Annotated in this window: 16 protein-coding genes and 2 pseudogenes; 14 read left to right on the top strand and 4 right to left on the bottom strand. The window is 57.5% G+C overall.

The window, feature by feature from the left end; genetic code table 11:
• Window positions 1–542 precede the first annotated feature (542 nt).
• A complete protein-coding gene (locus tag B5527_RS45090) occupies window positions 543–926 on the top strand; it encodes a hypothetical protein (RefSeq protein WP_154072797.1) in 384 nt (127 codons plus the stop codon).
• Window positions 927–1,173: 247 nt separating this feature from the next.
• Here B5527_RS45090 and B5527_RS41140 read toward each other — a convergent pair whose 3' ends face one another.
• Entirely contained in the window at window positions 1,174–1,602 is a 429-nt protein-coding gene (locus B5527_RS41140; protein WP_079606589.1) for a DUF6641 family protein, read from the bottom strand.
• Window positions 1,603–1,825: 223 nt separating this feature from the next.
• On the opposite strand from B5527_RS41140, the gene B5527_RS41135 reads away from it, so the two are divergent.
• Window positions 1,826–2,857 (top strand): IS110 family transposase, encoded by a 1,032-nt coding sequence (locus tag B5527_RS41135; RefSeq protein WP_079606588.1) that lies wholly within the window; start codon window positions 1,826–1,828, stop codon window positions 2,855–2,857.
• A gap of 464 nt (window positions 2,858–3,321) precedes the next feature.
• Window positions 3,322–3,552 (top strand): DUF6894 family protein, encoded by a 231-nt coding sequence (locus tag B5527_RS45085; RefSeq protein WP_154072796.1) that lies wholly within the window; start codon window positions 3,322–3,324, stop codon window positions 3,550–3,552.
• Window positions 3,553–3,882: 330 nt separating this feature from the next.
• Here B5527_RS45085 and B5527_RS41130 read toward each other — a convergent pair whose 3' ends face one another.
• The gene (locus B5527_RS41130; protein ID WP_079607892.1) at window positions 3,883–4,119 is read right to left on the bottom strand and encodes a hypothetical protein; all 237 of its coding nucleotides are present in this window, start codon (window positions 4,117–4,119) and stop codon (window positions 3,883–3,885) included.
• A gap of 434 nt (window positions 4,120–4,553) precedes the next feature.
• Here B5527_RS41130 and B5527_RS41125 point away from each other — a divergent pair, with 434 nt between their 5' ends.
• The 8 genes from B5527_RS41125 to B5527_RS45070 all read left to right on the top strand — a co-directional run bounded on the left by B5527_RS41125 (window position 4,554) and on the right by B5527_RS45070 (window position 10,401).
• Entirely contained in the window at window positions 4,554–4,778 is a 225-nt protein-coding gene (locus B5527_RS41125) for a DUF6894 family protein (protein ID WP_154072795.1), read from the top strand.
• 50 nt (window positions 4,779–4,828) lie between these two features.
• Entirely contained in the window at window positions 4,829–5,611 is a 783-nt protein-coding gene (locus tag B5527_RS41120; protein WP_079606586.1) for a sensor histidine kinase, read from the top strand.
• 248 nt (window positions 5,612–5,859) lie between these two features.
• Window positions 5,860–6,990: a helix-turn-helix transcriptional regulator gene (locus tag B5527_RS41115; protein ID WP_172842600.1), complete on the top strand. Its 1,131-nt coding sequence runs from the start codon at window positions 5,860–5,862 to the stop codon at window positions 6,988–6,990.
• A 334-nt stretch (window positions 6,991–7,324) separates the two neighbouring features.
• Window positions 7,325–8,509, top strand: a complete 1,185-nt coding sequence (locus tag B5527_RS41110) for a cupin domain-containing protein (protein ID WP_079602930.1) — start codon at window positions 7,325–7,327, stop codon at window positions 8,507–8,509.
• Between the two features lie 108 nt (window positions 8,510–8,617).
• Entirely contained in the window at window positions 8,618–8,974 is a 357-nt protein-coding gene (locus tag B5527_RS41105; protein ID WP_172842601.1) for a pilus assembly protein N-terminal domain-containing protein, read from the top strand.
• A 66-nt stretch (window positions 8,975–9,040) separates the two neighbouring features.
• A complete protein-coding gene (locus B5527_RS45075; protein ID WP_154072369.1) occupies window positions 9,041–9,196 on the top strand; it encodes a hypothetical protein in 156 nt (51 codons plus the stop codon).
• An 82-nt stretch (window positions 9,197–9,278) separates the two neighbouring features.
• Window positions 9,279–10,184, top strand: coding sequence for an AEC family transporter (locus tag B5527_RS41100; protein WP_079602932.1), 906 nt, complete (start codon window positions 9,279–9,281; stop codon window positions 10,182–10,184).
• Window positions 10,185–10,227: 43 nt separating this feature from the next.
• A complete protein-coding gene (locus B5527_RS45070) occupies window positions 10,228–10,401 on the top strand; it encodes a hypothetical protein (protein ID WP_154072370.1) in 174 nt (57 codons plus the stop codon).
• 405 nt (window positions 10,402–10,806) lie between these two features.
• On the opposite strand, the gene B5527_RS41095 is transcribed toward B5527_RS45070, so the two are convergent.
• Window positions 10,807–11,208: a VOC family protein gene (locus tag B5527_RS41095; RefSeq protein ID WP_079606584.1), complete on the bottom strand. Its 402-nt coding sequence runs from the start codon at window positions 11,206–11,208 to the stop codon at window positions 10,807–10,809.
• A gap of 568 nt (window positions 11,209–11,776) precedes the next feature.
• Here B5527_RS41095 and B5527_RS41090 point away from each other — a divergent pair.
• A complete protein-coding gene (locus B5527_RS41090) occupies window positions 11,777–12,472 on the top strand; it encodes a lectin (RefSeq protein ID WP_079606583.1) in 696 nt (231 codons plus the stop codon).
• A 249-nt stretch (window positions 12,473–12,721) separates the two neighbouring features.
• Here B5527_RS41090 and B5527_RS41085 read toward each other — a convergent pair whose 3' ends face one another.
• A complete protein-coding gene (locus B5527_RS41085; protein ID WP_079606582.1) occupies window positions 12,722–13,648 on the bottom strand; it encodes a hypothetical protein in 927 nt (308 codons plus the stop codon).
• An 832-nt stretch (window positions 13,649–14,480) separates the two neighbouring features.
• On the opposite strand from B5527_RS41085, the pseudogene B5527_RS47955 reads away from it, so the two are divergent.
• Together B5527_RS47955 and B5527_RS47950 are read left to right on the top strand one after the other, a co-directional pair.
• Window positions 14,481–14,582, top strand: a pseudogene (locus B5527_RS47955) (PEPxxWA-CTERM sorting domain-containing protein); the annotation flags it as partial.
• 477 nt (window positions 14,583–15,059) lie between these two features.
• A pseudogene (locus B5527_RS47950) lies at window positions 15,060–15,176 on the top strand (PEPxxWA-CTERM sorting domain-containing protein); the annotation flags it as partial.
• Window positions 15,177–15,185: the final 9 nt, after the last annotated feature.

Raw genomic sequence — 15,185 nt, 5'->3', positions numbered from 1 at the left:
TCGGGAGTTCAATCAGGAGAACGCGGCAGTTGACGGCACGCTCGACATTTGTCGCGGTTGCTGACCGTCTCGCGTCAGCTTGCTATCGGCAAAATAACCTATGACAAATGATTTATTGTCACCAAAGACGATGAAGGAATTTCCTGAGCACAAGAAAATGCTGTCATGTTTTCCAGCTCCATCGAGGCGAGGTGCCTGTCGGTCAGCTTCGCTCCACCGTAGCAGACGATGACATCGCAATCGGCAGCGTAGCCTGACCGATGTCTGCTCTAGGGGGTAAAACAGAAATCCTATTTCAAGGGCGTCAGGACCGTTTTTGACCCGAACCGGACACTCGGTCGGGGCGGGGCTACTTAGCTAGATCGGATCAAGGCCGTCATCTATCGTCGCTGAAGTCGGCTTCCCGCTTGGCCAAAGGCTTGACCGCCGCCGGGGTCGGCATAGCCTCCACCGCCATCATTGGTCTTTACTGGAACTAGCTCGGTCGGATTTCATCACGCCAGTTTAGTTCAGTATGCCCAAGCACGTGGGAGAATTGTGCCATGCCGAAGCGCTCTTCCATAGGCAAGCGTCGGAGCAAAGCCTTACCCGCCTTAGGGTTTGCCGGCATGTCTCTCTCGATGGCAAGCGGTGCGTGCGCCTCAACTAGCGAAGCGTCGGCGAATACATCACCGCCCTCGCAGAAGCACGAAATCTTTCTTGGTGAGGAGGAAATCTCCGACGTCAGTTTGGCGACGTTCTATGTCTTCGACAAGGAAAATGCTGGACCACCACCGCTCTTCCAAAAACTAAGGCTGGCCGCCGGATGCGGTGCCGGCTGTGGCTGTAGCTTCGGCTGTGCCTACTGGCCGCAACCTCCGCAGCCTCCAAAGGCAACGCAGCCGACACAGCATCGAAAGAAGAAGCCTCCGCACCGCACGAACTAAATGGCGTCCGGCACAGCCGCCTCAGTCAAGCTTTACGCGACAGGCTTGCAATGTCCTAGAGTCCTCACCGTCAAAATTGAACTGATGTCTGCTTGTGGCACAAAACGGACATGGCGCGGCGTCTGATTTGAGTCCGTTATGCGCGGCAAAGCGGACATCGATCAGCCGTTACTACTAACTTCAATGATTGGGACCTGACTCTAATACGGCAACCGGGCGATGATCGCTCATCGCCCGGCTCTGATTATCAAGCAGCCTTGCGGGCCTTGCCGATCGATCCGGTCTTGGCAGCCTGGGTGAACAGGTCGTCCAGCTCCCCGGCCCGGACGGCCGCGATCAGGGTATCGATCACGGCCGGCAGCTTTTCCTTGGACGGGACGACGATGCCGGCCTTGCCCTTCTCGAACTCGATGGGCTTGGCCCCGAACTTGATGGACATTACGACCTGACCGGACGGGTCCGTCTTCCACCAGGGCCGGACGGCATATTGCTTATTGGTGGCCTGCCGTTCCCCGTTGATCTTGGTCCATCGCTGCACGGTCCGGACGTGGTTGGAATCTTTCAGGAGCAGCTTCTGCTCTTCCAGTTTTGCGATGAACTTGACTCGACGCAGCTGGACCGGATCGTTCGCGGCCTTGGGGAGAGCGGTGAACGAGAGTGACTTGAGGACTGGCATTTAGGTTCTCCTTGGTTGGATAAAACCTCGCCGATCCTAATCACGTGCATGACACTGTACATGCCGAGAGCGAAGGCTAATGGGCCTCCGGCTCAAGACCCTGCGCCCATGTGATTAGCGGCTGCGAATTGATCGGAGGGCATCGCGCCCGGCTCCTCCGCCGGCACGAGAGTGCCACGGCTGTGGGAGTAGTTGAGGGTCCCACGATTCGGAGGAGCTATCCATGCAAACGGTTACGACAATCGGTCTCGACATCGCCAAGTCGGTGTTCCAGGTTCATGGGCATGATGGCGCCGGCCAGGTAGTCATCCGCCGTCAGTTGAAACGGCGCTCTGTCCTGGCGTTCTTTCAGAAGTTGCCGCCGTGCTTGGTCGGCATTGAGGCCTGCGCTTCGGCGCACCATTGGTCGCGCGAACTGCAAGCGCTGGGTCACAAGGTACGGTTGATACCGCCGGCCTATGTGAAGCCTTACGTCAAGCGACAGAAGAATGATGCGGCTGACGCGGAGGCGATTTGCGAGGCGGTCACCAGGGCCAACATGCGGTTCGTGCCAACCAAGACTCTGGAGCAGCAGAGCGGCCTGGTGCTACACCGCACGCGCCATCTGTTCATCCGTCAGCAGACCGCGGTGATCAATGCCATTCGGGCCCATCTTGCCGAGTTCGGGATCGTTGCGTCGGTTGGGCGCCACGGTGTCGAGGAGCTGCTCAATGTCGTGGCTGATCCAAACGACAAGCGAGTTCCGGAGATGGCTCGTGCGTGTCTCTCGGCATTCGGGGCTCAATTGCGCAGGATCCAGGAGCAGGTACTGGAGTTCGACCGACTGATCAGGGCCTGGCACCGATCCGACGAGATGAGCATGAGGCTCGATGAAGCTCCTGGCGTCGGTCCGGTGCTGGCCACTGCTGTGGTCGCCACCGTGGCTGATCCAAAGTCCTTCCGATCAGGACGCAACTTCTCGGCCTGGATCGGTATCGTGCCGAAGCAGCACTCGAGTGGAGGCAAGAACCGGCTCGGCAATATAAGCAAACAAGGTGACCGCTATCTGCGCGGCCTGTTCGTGGCCGGCGCGCTCGCCGTCATCCGTTACGCCAAGATCCATGGCACCAAACATCGCCCCTGGCTCACGGCGTTGCTGGCGCGACGGCCGACCAAGGTTGCGGCTATTGCGCTTGCCAACAAGCTCGCGCGAATGGTCTGGGCCATGATGGCCAGGGGCGAGCGATACAAGGAACCCGTCGCGCTTGCGGCGTAAACGAGATCGCGCCGGACAACCGGCGTGATGTGAAGGTTGGGAGGGCGAACAGCACGTAATGCAGAGCCGGTCGATCCGGCGATCAGGACAACCCACTTGGGTCGAGGCATTGTCAAATGCGCGAGTTTGATCGGGACCTGATCCGCGGAGGGCATTATGGCCAGCGGTCATGTGAACCGCGTCAAAAGGCCGGACACATGGCTGCACCGACCAATGCTGCAAAACGTGAAGAAAGTCCTTGCCAATCCGGAGCCGTCCACACATGACACCCATAGGCGACATCGAGAGACCAAATCACCGCTGGCGAATGTTGGCTTCTGGGCAGAGGCTAAGTGTTATCGGCCGGATGCATTAGACCGGTCTTGCGGGTCCCGCCCCATTATCAAGTTCCTTGTATACAATTTGTTTGGAACGAAAACTCGCGCTCCGCGTAAAGGCAGCAGTCGAACTCGGGAGAGTTCCAGATGCCCAGATTCTATTTCCATAAGCACTTAAATGGGCAAAAGGTGCCGGACCGTCGAGGCACTTCGCTTCGCAACGAAAACGAAGCATGCGCCCACGCCGTTCGCTGCACGCCTTTGGCTCTCAGGAAATCGGTCAGCCGCGAAAAGAACACCTACCTTGCCTGGGAGGTGTCGGACGGCGAACGCACGATTTATATTGTAAGAGGAAAAGTCGTCGTAGAGAAGCTCTAAGGCCCACTTCGGGGTCGGCGGCCTGGGAACATTTTTCCCAAGATGCCGTTTTTATAGCCAACATTTACCGAGCGGCCATGAGGGAGGCGCTGTTGCGGTAAATGTGGGGGCCCGGTTACCCTCGCCGGGTCCGTCTCAGTTGTCGGCTCCAGCCGCCGCAAGCGCGCCGGGGCACCCCGCTCTCACCGTCGCGCTCGGCGAAATGCGTAATCCTACAAATCGACGAAGGTTGGCAGCGTCGTGAGCGTGCGCACACCCAACGCGGACATCGACATGACATGCAACAGCTGGGCGCAAGCCCAATCAGTGCGAACCCTTCGCTGGTACGGGCTATTCGCCGGTAGCGTCGCCATCCAGATGACCGGTAGGTCCTCGACTAAACACCCCGTAGTTGCTGGATTTCATGCCGTTACCGGCGGTCGCATTCGCCGCGAGGCCCAGTTTAAGCAACTCGCGAACGGCGGCGGCTCGGGTTGGCATACGATGCTGAAATCTGAAGTCGTCAATCACGGATAGTTCTTCCGGCGAAAGCATGATCTGCAATCGCTCACCACGGAGATCGTTCATGGCGTCCTCCAAGAAGAGTTTTTTCAGCGTCTAACGCGAAATTAGTAAAAATACTCAATTCACTCAGTCAACCGAAGTTCGTTTGAATACTACAAAATCCAAAAATTAGTAAAAGATATAATGATATCAATGACTTACTTCTTTACAGCTTGGTTTCTGACGAGTACGCTACCGAACATCGTTGCCGAAAATGTCCGGTCCATCTGTGCCATGAATGCCACAACACGCCCGATTTGCCTGAAATGCCACAAGCCCATGAGGCTCGCGCTCGTAAAGGGTATGCGGGGCCGCAAATATCAGTGCATCGATTGTGAAGGCGAGGATCCTTGGCGCTCGCGCGACATCAGCAAGTTACTGGAACACCTGCGACCCCCCGAATAGCCCGCCAACATGATGCGCCAATGGAAAGACAAGCCCACCGCTCGGGATGTGAGATGAGCCGCTATTTTTTTCATGTCGTGGGTGGCGACCGTGAATACCGGGATGACAACGGCCTACGCTTCGACTCGTCGCAAGATGCAGCCGCCCACGCAGCCAAAATCGCTGCTGAACTTGCACAAGATGGTGATCAATATCGGGGTTTCGCCGTCGTCGTCACCGATGAAGATGACCGTGAACTCAAGCGGGTTTTCGTCAAACTGACGGAGGCTTCTTCCTGAAGACACTGCTAGTTGGCCCGACCTTTGAGGACCATCCGGCGGAACAAGCGATGCCCAAAATCGATCGTCAGCAAGATCAGCGTCCATCGAACGGCGCGGCACTTGCCCAGGAGTTTCTGGAGGCGGAGAACGTCAGCCTTCGGCTTCTGTTGGCGCAGGCCGAAATCGATGCCCAGGGCTTGCTCGCTCAAGCTGGCATCGAGGCCAGGGAGCGCGAGGCGGCGGACAAGCTTCAGAAGTTGATCCTCGAAGAACTGCACCATCGCATCAAGAACACCCTCGCGACGGTTGGCGCCATTGCCTCTCAGAGCCTGCGCAGCGTGGCGGGCGCCGAACATGCGCAGCATGCCATCGAGGGCCGGCTCCTGGCGCTGGGGCGGGCTCAAGACCTCCTTTTGGAAGCACAATGGAACAGCGCGGATCTCGCGAAGATCGTTCGCGGCGCCACCGAAGCTTTCGACAATCCCGATGTGCCGAAATTCACGATTGCGGGACCTGATGTTCGGATGACGTCGGGAGCCGTAATCGCGATTGCGATGACCCTCAACGAACTCTGCACCAACACCACGAAGTTCGGCGCATTGTCGGTGCCTGCGGGCCGCGTCGACATCGCATGGATGCTTGACCCGAAGACGCAGCGTCTGCATCTGAAATGGACTGAGAGGAACGGCCCCGCGGTTCAGGCTTCGGAGAAGCGCAGTTTTGGGACGCGGCTGATCGAAACGCTCGGCAGGCAACTCAAGGGCGATGTGCGATTGACGTATGAGCCCAGCGGCTTTGTGTACGCGTTCGACGTGCCGCTGGCATCGCTAACGTCGATGGCGAGCGAATAGCCTAAACAGAGTCTCCATGTTGTGGGCAATGTCGCCTTTTGGCAGCACAAAACGGACATGCCGACCCTATTGAGCGATGTCCGTTGTTGGGGCCAAAGCGGAAGACATCTGCTCGCAGCGAGTATTTCGCCTTTTGACCCAAATGCGACATCGATTGAACGGACGGCCACCGTTTCTATGGACCCTAGATTTGAATGACATTGGCGGACGGAACCGGTAGGCTCGGGGCTTCCGGCAGGAGATGCCCGATGAATCTGCAGCAGCTGTCGGACACGATCGGCGTTATTTACGATTGCGCACTGGAGCCAGAACGTTGGCCACAAGCGCTTAGCCAAGTCGGAGAATTGTGCCAGGCACCGTTCGCCTTTGTGCTGGCGCATGACGTCGAGCGGAACCAGCCCGGACGGGTGTTTCAACATGGTGGCCGCGCTGAGTGGATGATGAAATATTGCGGGCAATACGCGACCATCAACCCGCTATTCACGGCCTCATGGCTTCGCCCGATTGGCGAAGTCTACACCCCCGACGATCTCTTTAGTCGTGACGAATGGTTTGAGAGCCGGTTCTACAAGGAATTCATTCAACCATCAGGTTTCGTTGATCTGATGGGGTTGATGGGGCTTCGCTCGGGAAGCCGGGCCGTCTGGTTTACTGCCGCGAGAATGGGCGAGGCATCCCAATTTTCCGGCGCGGATAACCAGGCTTTCCAGCTGCTCTCACCCCATGTCTGTCGCACGATCAAGATTTCGCACGCTTTGGACCTGCGCACGCTCAAATCTGAAAATTTGGAGGCCGCACTCGACGCGTTGTCTACTGGAGTGTTTCTTCTCGACAGCCAGGCACGCGTCATGCACGCCAACCGCGCGGGCGAGCGACAGGTTAGGACCGGAAACGCGCTGCGCATCGTCAACGACCGGTTTTCCCCAACTGATAGCTCTGCGAATGCAAATTTTATGAAGGCTCTTTCGCCAAAAACCGATTGGGACCGCAAATCAGTTGAGAATATGCATTCGATCGCGATGCCGGCCAACGATGGCGAAGGTTTGATTGCGACCATACTGCCGATCGGCGACGGCCACCGTTCGAGCCTGATGGCGCCTTGGTCAGCACAATGGGCGGTGTTCTCGCAGAACCCGATGTCCGTTCCGCAAATACCGGGGGAGGCTTTTGCACGGCTACACGGACTAACGGGTGGTGAATTGCGCGTTGTGCTCGCGGTGTTGCCTGGATTGGGCGTACCAGAAGCAGCAGAACTTCTCGGCCTAAGCAAGGAAACAGTAAAAACACACCTTCATCGTGCCTTCGAAAAGACGGGGACAAAAAGACAAGCCGAGTTGGCCAGGTTGTTCATGGCTTCCACACCGCCGACACACGGGTAGCCCCAAACAGCAATTGCTGCGACGTATCCCCACGCATTCCCGCGAACGGCATTGCGCCTTATCTCGGCGATGCCTCATCTGGTCCGTACACAGTTGAGGGGACAATCAAAACCACCTTGTTTACAACAACTGGCACACATCATGCTGATTACTGACTATTTCCATAATCCGCTTATCAACCGATACTTTCATTGACTCCGGTCGAGTATCCCCTGATCGGGTGACGCGCGCCTGCGTACGATCCGCCATCATCATAAAGTCGTTCTTTCGGTAGGGCGCGCGTCCGCTGACTACCACGATCGGCGGTCAGTACCAAAAAAAGTGAGGAAGCATCATGACCGACACAAATCGTCGAGTATTCCTTGGCGGCCTTGCTGTCGCCGCCGGTGGCCTTGCCGCGACACAGTCACTCGCCGCCGGCAATGACGGCCACGCTGCAGGATATGACGTCGCTCCCGCCTCGGACTATGTACCGCTGATTCCGCGGCGCACCGGCGATCCCGTCACATTTACGGCCTCGCTCGACAAATCGCCGATCAAGTCGACTTCCGGCGGCTGGGCCCGCGACATCACCACCAAAGGACTGCCGATCGCCACCGGCATCGCAGGCGCGCATCTGTTCCTCAGCGCCGGCGGGATCCGCGAGATGCATTGGCACAATTCCGCGGAATGGGCCTACGTCTTGAGCGGCCATTGCCAGGTGACCGTCGTCGATCCCGAAGGCGAAACCGAGGTGGCCAACTATGCTCCCGGCGATCTCTGGTACTTTCCCAAGGGACATGCCCATTCGATTCAGACGCTTGGACCCGAGCCTTGCCACGCCATCCTTGCTTTCGATGACGGCTTGTATGGGGAGCACGGAACATTCGGCCTCAGCGACTGGATGAGCCGGTTCGATGCGGGGATGCTTACGCAGGCACTGGGTCTGCCCAAAGACTACGTCGCCAAGATTCCGGCCGCCGAGGTCTACATCCGGCAGGGCGACGTGATCGGCCGCGATAGCGCGGAAGCGCGCACTGTTCGCGTGCTGGATGGAAAGCGGACGCATCGCTTCCCCCTCATGGCGCAGAAGCCGCGTGTCAGCTCACCTGGGGGCGCCATCCATGTTGCATCAGCCAAGGAATATCCGATCGCAACGACAATCACCGGGGTTGTCACAAGATTGAAAGCCGGAGCAATACACTCACCCCATTGGCATCCGAACGCCAACGAATGGCACTACGTTGCCAAGGGGCGGACACGGGTCACCTTGTTTGCACCCGACAAGCGAATGGCTGTGGCTGAGCTCTCGCCGGGCGACTGCGCCTATATTCCGCGCGGGTGCGGTCATTCCGTGCAGAACATCAGCGCGGAAGAAAGCGAAATGGTCGGCGTCCTGGACAGCGGTACGTATGCGGAAAGCTCGCTGTCCGACTGGATCGCGAAGGCGCCTCACCACGTGCTTGCCAACAATCTCGGCCTGCCGGCGGAAACCTTCACGACAGTCACGAACAGATCGGTGATTGTTGCAGCGAGCTGAGGGCCGTTTGTCCCGCTTCGGCTCAGATAGTCCGTTCGTCAAACCGATAAATGGTCCGGTACCATGAGTAGTAGCCACAAATATTGCAGGCGCGCATTGATTGCCGCAATGCCACGCGCGCTCGTATTCGCTCTCGCATTGGCTGTGTTCGCAACGGCGGCGTCCCTAACCCTCGCCGCGGATCGGACGATCATTCTGAAAGTCGGTGCCACGTCGGCGCTGCTGCTCGAGAGGCCATTCAATACCATGTTGATCGGCGATCCCGACGTTGTCGATGTCCTTGTGCGCGACGATCGCTCGGTGATCCTGCAGCCGCTGAAACCAGGAGCAACAAACATCATTTTCCTTGATGGGCGGAGCATCGCGATCACCAACGTCGGCATTCTGGTCTGCAATCTCGGCGTGAGCGCCATCACCTACCCTGACAAATCCGTTTGCGAGCACGTCGATGAACAGCCAACTTGAAACCGGTTTGGATGGTCTTCACGCGCGCTTCTGAGCGTGGACATAGGATCGAATGGGAGAACGTAAATGAGCGTAGTCGAGCGATTTTACACCCGATTTCCCACCGAGACTGCTGAATCCGTTGATGACGGTGCCGCAATCTTTTGTGGGATCAGCCTGCTACTTGCCGCCGTGGCGGTGATCTTCAGTTGGCTCGGATCGTCTGGCCCGATTTTCTACTGAGACGATCAAATAATGGCAGGCGCCGGCTTGGCGCTCGATTTCGGCGATTTAACGTTACCGCCAGCGGCTTGGGGCACGTTCAATGAATAATATCAATCTGCTGTTCGTCTGCCTCCTTCTCGGCATGGGTCTTCGCACCACGCGACGGCTGCCGGAAAACGCACATGTTGCGCTCAACGCGTTCATCATCAACATCTCCCTGCCTGCCCTCATCGTCCTGCAGATCCACCACGTTGCCCTCCAAACGCAACTGCTATTCAGCATCGCGATGCCGTGGTTGATGTTCGCGCTCGGTGTCGGCTTTTTCTGGACGCTTTCCTCGCGTTTGAAATTCTCGCGCGAAACCACCGGGGCGCTGATGCTGGCCGGCGGGCTCGCGAATACCTCTTTTGTCGGACTGCCGATGATCGAGGCCTTTTTCGGCGCTTCCAATATGGCGACCGGCATCCTCATCGATCAGCTGGGTAGCTACCTGGTCCTCAGCACGTTGGGGATCACGGTCGCCGCCATTTATTCGGCGGGTACGGAATCCAAAACCGCTGTCTTCAAGCGGGTCCTCACATTCCCGCCTCTGCTTGCCCTGATCGCGGCATTCATTCTGATGCCCTTCGAGTTCCCCGATTGGGTCTCCGACGCGCTCAAGCGTTTAGGCGACACCCTTTCCCCATTAGCCCTCGTTTCAGTCGGTTTCCAATTGAGGTTTGACCAAACCACCGGGCTCAAGACCGCGCTTGCGACGGGCCTGGGGTTCAAGCTGTTCCTGGCCCCCATCGTGATCGCTTCCATTTACTTCATCGTGTTGGGCACCGGCGAAGAAATCACCCGAGTGACCCTGTTTGAAGCTGGGATGGGCCCGATGATCGGCGGTGCAATCGTCGCGGCCCAGCACGGCCTGAACCCGCCACTGGTCTCGTTGATGGTTGGAGTTGGCATATCACTTTCGTTTCTCACACTGCCGCTATGGTCCTACGCCTTGCACCACCTTTGACGGTTGAAATCGATGATGGCTCTCAAAAATGAAAGGGAAACCAATGAAAATCCTTGAAGCGCTACAATCATACGAAGTTCGCTCCAGTGGAAGAGATCTGCACTTCATTTTCGGCTATTTCGGATTAGCAATGTGTATGTTGGGTGCGATCTATGCTGCCGCGTTGTCTCCCGGAAACACGGTCAGCGATTTGGCATTGATGTCCGTGTTTCCCTGACAATCCAAGCTCTGCCGGCAAGGGCGTCGTCCGCTATCAGTGGTGAGCCGACTTCCGCTGTTGGCACGAAACGGACCAGTCGGCCCGGTCTGACGATGTCCGTTCATCGGGGTAGAGCGGACTCTCCGCGAATGGCTCACCACTTCCGAGATTGACCCCATAACAGACATGCGATATGCGCCTGAAGCTCTGGTCCGCGCTCACTCAGAGGATCCAATCCCCTTCAACGTTGCTGGGATCCCGCTCCACGCATGCCAACACGTCAATAGACGCCCTTCGAGCACGGCGCGCTTTGTCACGGCAGCACATGGTCGGTTGATCTTGGAAGACGACCTTCCGAGACCAGCCGTAGCAGGCCACAATCTATTCATTTACAGCCATCCAGCATGCGAACGGATCACGCGCTCACTCGTCGAACTTCTTGATGGCCTCGGCGCTGACCGGCGTAAAGAAATTGACCAGGTTGCCGTCCGGATCGCGGAACAGGAGCGAGCGGTTGCCCCACGGCATCGTTGTCGGCTCCTGAACCAGGGAGTCGCCAATTTCGTCGACCAGCTTTCGATACTCTGCATCCACGTCGTCCACGCGAAACTCGATGATAGCGGTGTGATTGTCAGCGGGTCGGGCGACGTCGCCGCCGAACAGCTGCAACGTGCGCGTGCTGCCAATCGCCAAGGTGCAGGCGGGCGTTTTCAGCTCCCCGAAGTCTTCGGTGTACATCGTCACCGAGATGCCGGTCATCTGCTCGTAGAAGCGCGCCAAGCGCTTGATGTCGGCAGTGATGATGCGGATCGAGACGAAATTCATGATGTTCTCCTTCGGCGGGCCAGCCACAATTCGGCATAGGGCTGTTGTATCTGAAGCCTACTGACAGCGTGGTGTCAGCATATTGGCAGCAAGGAGTTTGTAATGCGCCGTGCCGATCGATTATTTCAGATTATCCAGATCCTGCGCCGTTCGACCCAGCCGGGAGCCTCCGCAACCACTTCCGTCATAACTCAATCAACGTCCCGGTCTGACCACCGAGGCGGTGTTTGCGTTTGTATCGACGAGAAGGGCTGAAGGCCGAAGACGATGGCTGCATAGTAGGCAGGCCCCATTGCGAAGGTCGGGCTACTTCCGCGTCTGGCACTTATCGGACATGCCGGAGCGGTCCGACTATGTCCGTTCCTCGGGGTAGACCGGGAGTGGTCGGTCCGGAGTCAGAACGACGCGATTGACCCCGAAGCGGCCATCGGTCAATTGGCGCGCCCTCAGCATGTAGCGTCCCTTCCACGTTGACGGAATAAGACGGATGCAACACTTGTTCTTATGCCTGAAGGAGCAAGAGGTGGGAATTCAGCGACGGTATCAATAACCCCAAGGGAGGACTGAAATGAGCAAGTCGAAGGCACTTATTATTGCGGCGCTGGCACTGGGTGTAACGTCGGGGGTCAATGCACAGCAGCAGCCGGCGCCACCACAATTGCCGCAAGCACCTAATATGACGTTCTTTGTCACCGGCGCCGGGCCCGGCAAGGGCGCCGATCTGGGCGGCATCGAAGGCGCCGACCAGCATTGCCAGATGCTGGCGCAGCGTCACGGCGCCGGAGGGAAAACGTGGCGCGCCTATTTGAGCACCCAGGAGGCTGACGGTAAACCGGCGGTCAATGCACGCGACCGCATCGGCAACGGCCCGTGGCAGAATTTCAAAGGCCAGGTCCTCGCGACCAGTGTCGACGATCTGCACAGCGACAACAATAAATTAGGCTTCGACACGTCGTTGAGCGAGCGCGGCCAGATCATTCCGGGCGTTGGCTTCGCGCCGAATCGTCACGACGCGTTGACCGGCTCCACCCCGGAGGGCCGCGCATTCCCGCCCGGCGAGGATCGCACCTGCCGCAACTGGACGAGCAGCACCCAAGGCGCGGCCATGGTGGGCCATATCGACCGCAAAGGCTTGCGCGATGACGTCGCGTCGCGATCATGGAATTCATCTCATCCCTCGCGCGGGCCCGATGGCGGTTGCAGCCAGAGTGACCTCCGCGGCACCGGCGGGGACGGGCTGTTCTATTGCTTCGCTACTCAGTAAGGCGGTATTCGCAGGCTTGGCGATAGTGGCCGGACCTTGCAGGACCGGCCACGGCTTGTTGTTGGTTTGCTGCGGTGCATGAGTCCGGTCTTGGCACGAAACGGTCATGCCGGTGCTTTCACCGCAAGTCCGCTATGAAGAGGTGAACGGACCTCGCTCTGTTGCGGTCCGAGGGCCGAATCTGACCCAACTGCGACATGAGCAGGAGCGGTTTGCTGCGACGCATAAGCGCCGTTGCGCTCGTTTTGGTCAGCGTGGCGACGACGCGGTGTCGTGTGTGGAAGGCTTTTTGCTCGCCATTGTTTTCAATGCGATCCGAAACATCAGATCGAGTCCGGATAGGCTATCGGCGATGAAATGGTCGAAGACCTGTATCACGGCAGGCGTGAGCTGAACCAATTGCCCTCCGCGGCCGGACAGCTGAACGAAGCCGGCGCGTTCGGCCTCGAGCAAAATTTCGCGCACATGCGTCCGCGATACCCCGAACAGTGCACCGATGTTTGTGTAGGAAAGGCCCGTCCGGGATTCGTTCGTGGCAGCGTGTGTCATCTGGATCAACTTGATCAGGATCAGCATGCCGGCATCGCGGCTCATGAACAGCATGACCCCCGGATTGCTTGCCAGAATGTGGGCGCCGTGGCCAAAGAACTCGATTGAGGCCAATCGCTGGGCCAATTGAAACGCCCGATCACGTTGAACCATCGGTGCAAATCCAGCGTCGGGGAACAGGATATGCAACGGCAGATAGTGCGCGGCCAGCCAGTCCAGATCGTGGTCAATCATCCGCTGGGTAGGGGTGAGGATGCGTACACGACGATCCTGCCTTGAGGGGACCATTTCAAGAAATCCGCTATGCACGAGGCGGGCTACGAGCGCCTCCACACGGCGAGGGCTGGACAGCCCGAATTGAAGCATCGATTCGTTGAGCCGGCCTATGGTCGGCCAAGTCGACCGATCGGCTTCGTCATAACGGGCGTGCAGGCACATGATGTTGGCAAAGGTGACGAAGCGTCCGGCCTCAAGAATCAGCCGGGTCAGAAACGGATCTCCCGCGTAAAGGGCGAGCACCGCGTCAACAAAAGCGTTTCGCGCCGGCACGAAACACGGATGCGTCAAGATCTCCTCTGATGAGCGATATTTGACGTCGGCGAGGCGTCGACCGGGATTGTGAATCATCTTCTACCAAGCGGGATTTTGGGGAAAGAACTACAGGGCCCTGCCAATACCGCAATGGCAGGCGATTAAATTTACCCGGGCAATCCACGCAAAAAGTTCCAATCCTTAACGACGTTTTGGTATTTGGGCTTGCCTGGGCTTCGCGTAATAAAACTTCTGATCGAAGGATCGTACCGCAATAAATGGGGCCAGCCATTTGAATTAAAGACTCCGCTGGAGATTGTTTATCGACGCGCCGATTGCGTGCCTACCAGGACCACCCAAAGGATCAAAAATGCGAAACCATCTCTGCGCCGCGGCAGCCTTCGCGGCCGCGCTGATAAGCCTTTCCGGAGCAGCCAACGCTGCCGCGATAGAATATACCAGCGCCGCTGCATTCGATGCAGCGACAACGGGTGTTACGACGTATGGTGTTGCTGGGTTGGCGCCTGCCGATAGCTACACGACGTATGATCCGAATGCACATGTCGGGCCGGTAGATTTCTTCTCATATGTGAACATGTACGCCGAGGGCGCCTCGTCCCCTTCCAATCGCTTTGGCGTGGCAGATCTGGTTACCGAGTTTTCCCCTGGTTCCAATCTATACAATCTAACGGTGAACACAGGTTCCACGACCGCAATCGCTTTCGATTTCGGCACAGAATATAACCCAATAGCACCCCAATTTAACATTACGCTGAGTACCGGAGATGGTTACACTGTTACTTACCCAGAACTGTACGCGCATGATTTTATAGGTTTCACCTCCTCGGCCCCGATCACATCCGTAACGTTCAGCAATTTTGCGACTCTTAGTTTTTTCGACGTCCAACTTGCTTCGGACAACGTCTCTGCCGTTCCTGAGCCGTCCACCTGGGCCATGATGATCCTTGGCTTCGCAGGCCTCGGCTTTATGGCCTGTCGACGGAAGATCGGCGCACCGCAAATAGCATAGGACGACATCAATCATGGTTTCCGTAAAAACGAAAAGCAGTGCTACGGCATTGGCCGCAGCGCTCATTATTCTGGCGCAAACGCCGGCTTCAGCTGCAGTGTTTGATTATACGCTAACGAACGGTTTGTTCACTCCCTCAGGGGCGGTCCGTCGGTCCAATTCACGGGCACGGTTGATGTGATAACAAATGGCGTTGGTGGTGGAGAGGTCGACGGCGCGAGCATTAGGGCTGGTTCTGAGTTATTCGATATTGTTCCGGGTCCCGGTATTACTCAGGGTCCGTTCGAAAATACTTCAGATTATCAATTCAACGTATATAACGAAGATTATAACGCACGCTCTTACCTTGATCTTGTGGTGAATACTGCAAGTTTACTCAGCGGCCAAACCATGCCGTTGACTGGTTTTTCTTATGTCGTCGATGAGGGTGGTCTGTGTGGTCAAGCTGAGGATTGTAGAACAATTACCGGTGATCTGACGCTCGCCGGCGCAGTCCCTGAGCCATCGACCTGGGCGATGATGATCCTCGGATTTATTGGCGTTGGCTTCATGGCCTATCGCCGGAAGTCAAAGGGAGCATTGATGGCCGCCTGATCATCGATC

It is taken from the genome of Bradyrhizobium erythrophlei (genome assembly GCF_900129425.1).
Lineage (GTDB): Bacteria > Pseudomonadota > Alphaproteobacteria > Rhizobiales > Xanthobacteraceae > Bradyrhizobium > Bradyrhizobium erythrophlei_C.
Note: the sequence above shows the minus strand (reverse complement) of the source record. Positions and strands in the feature narration are given on the sequence as shown.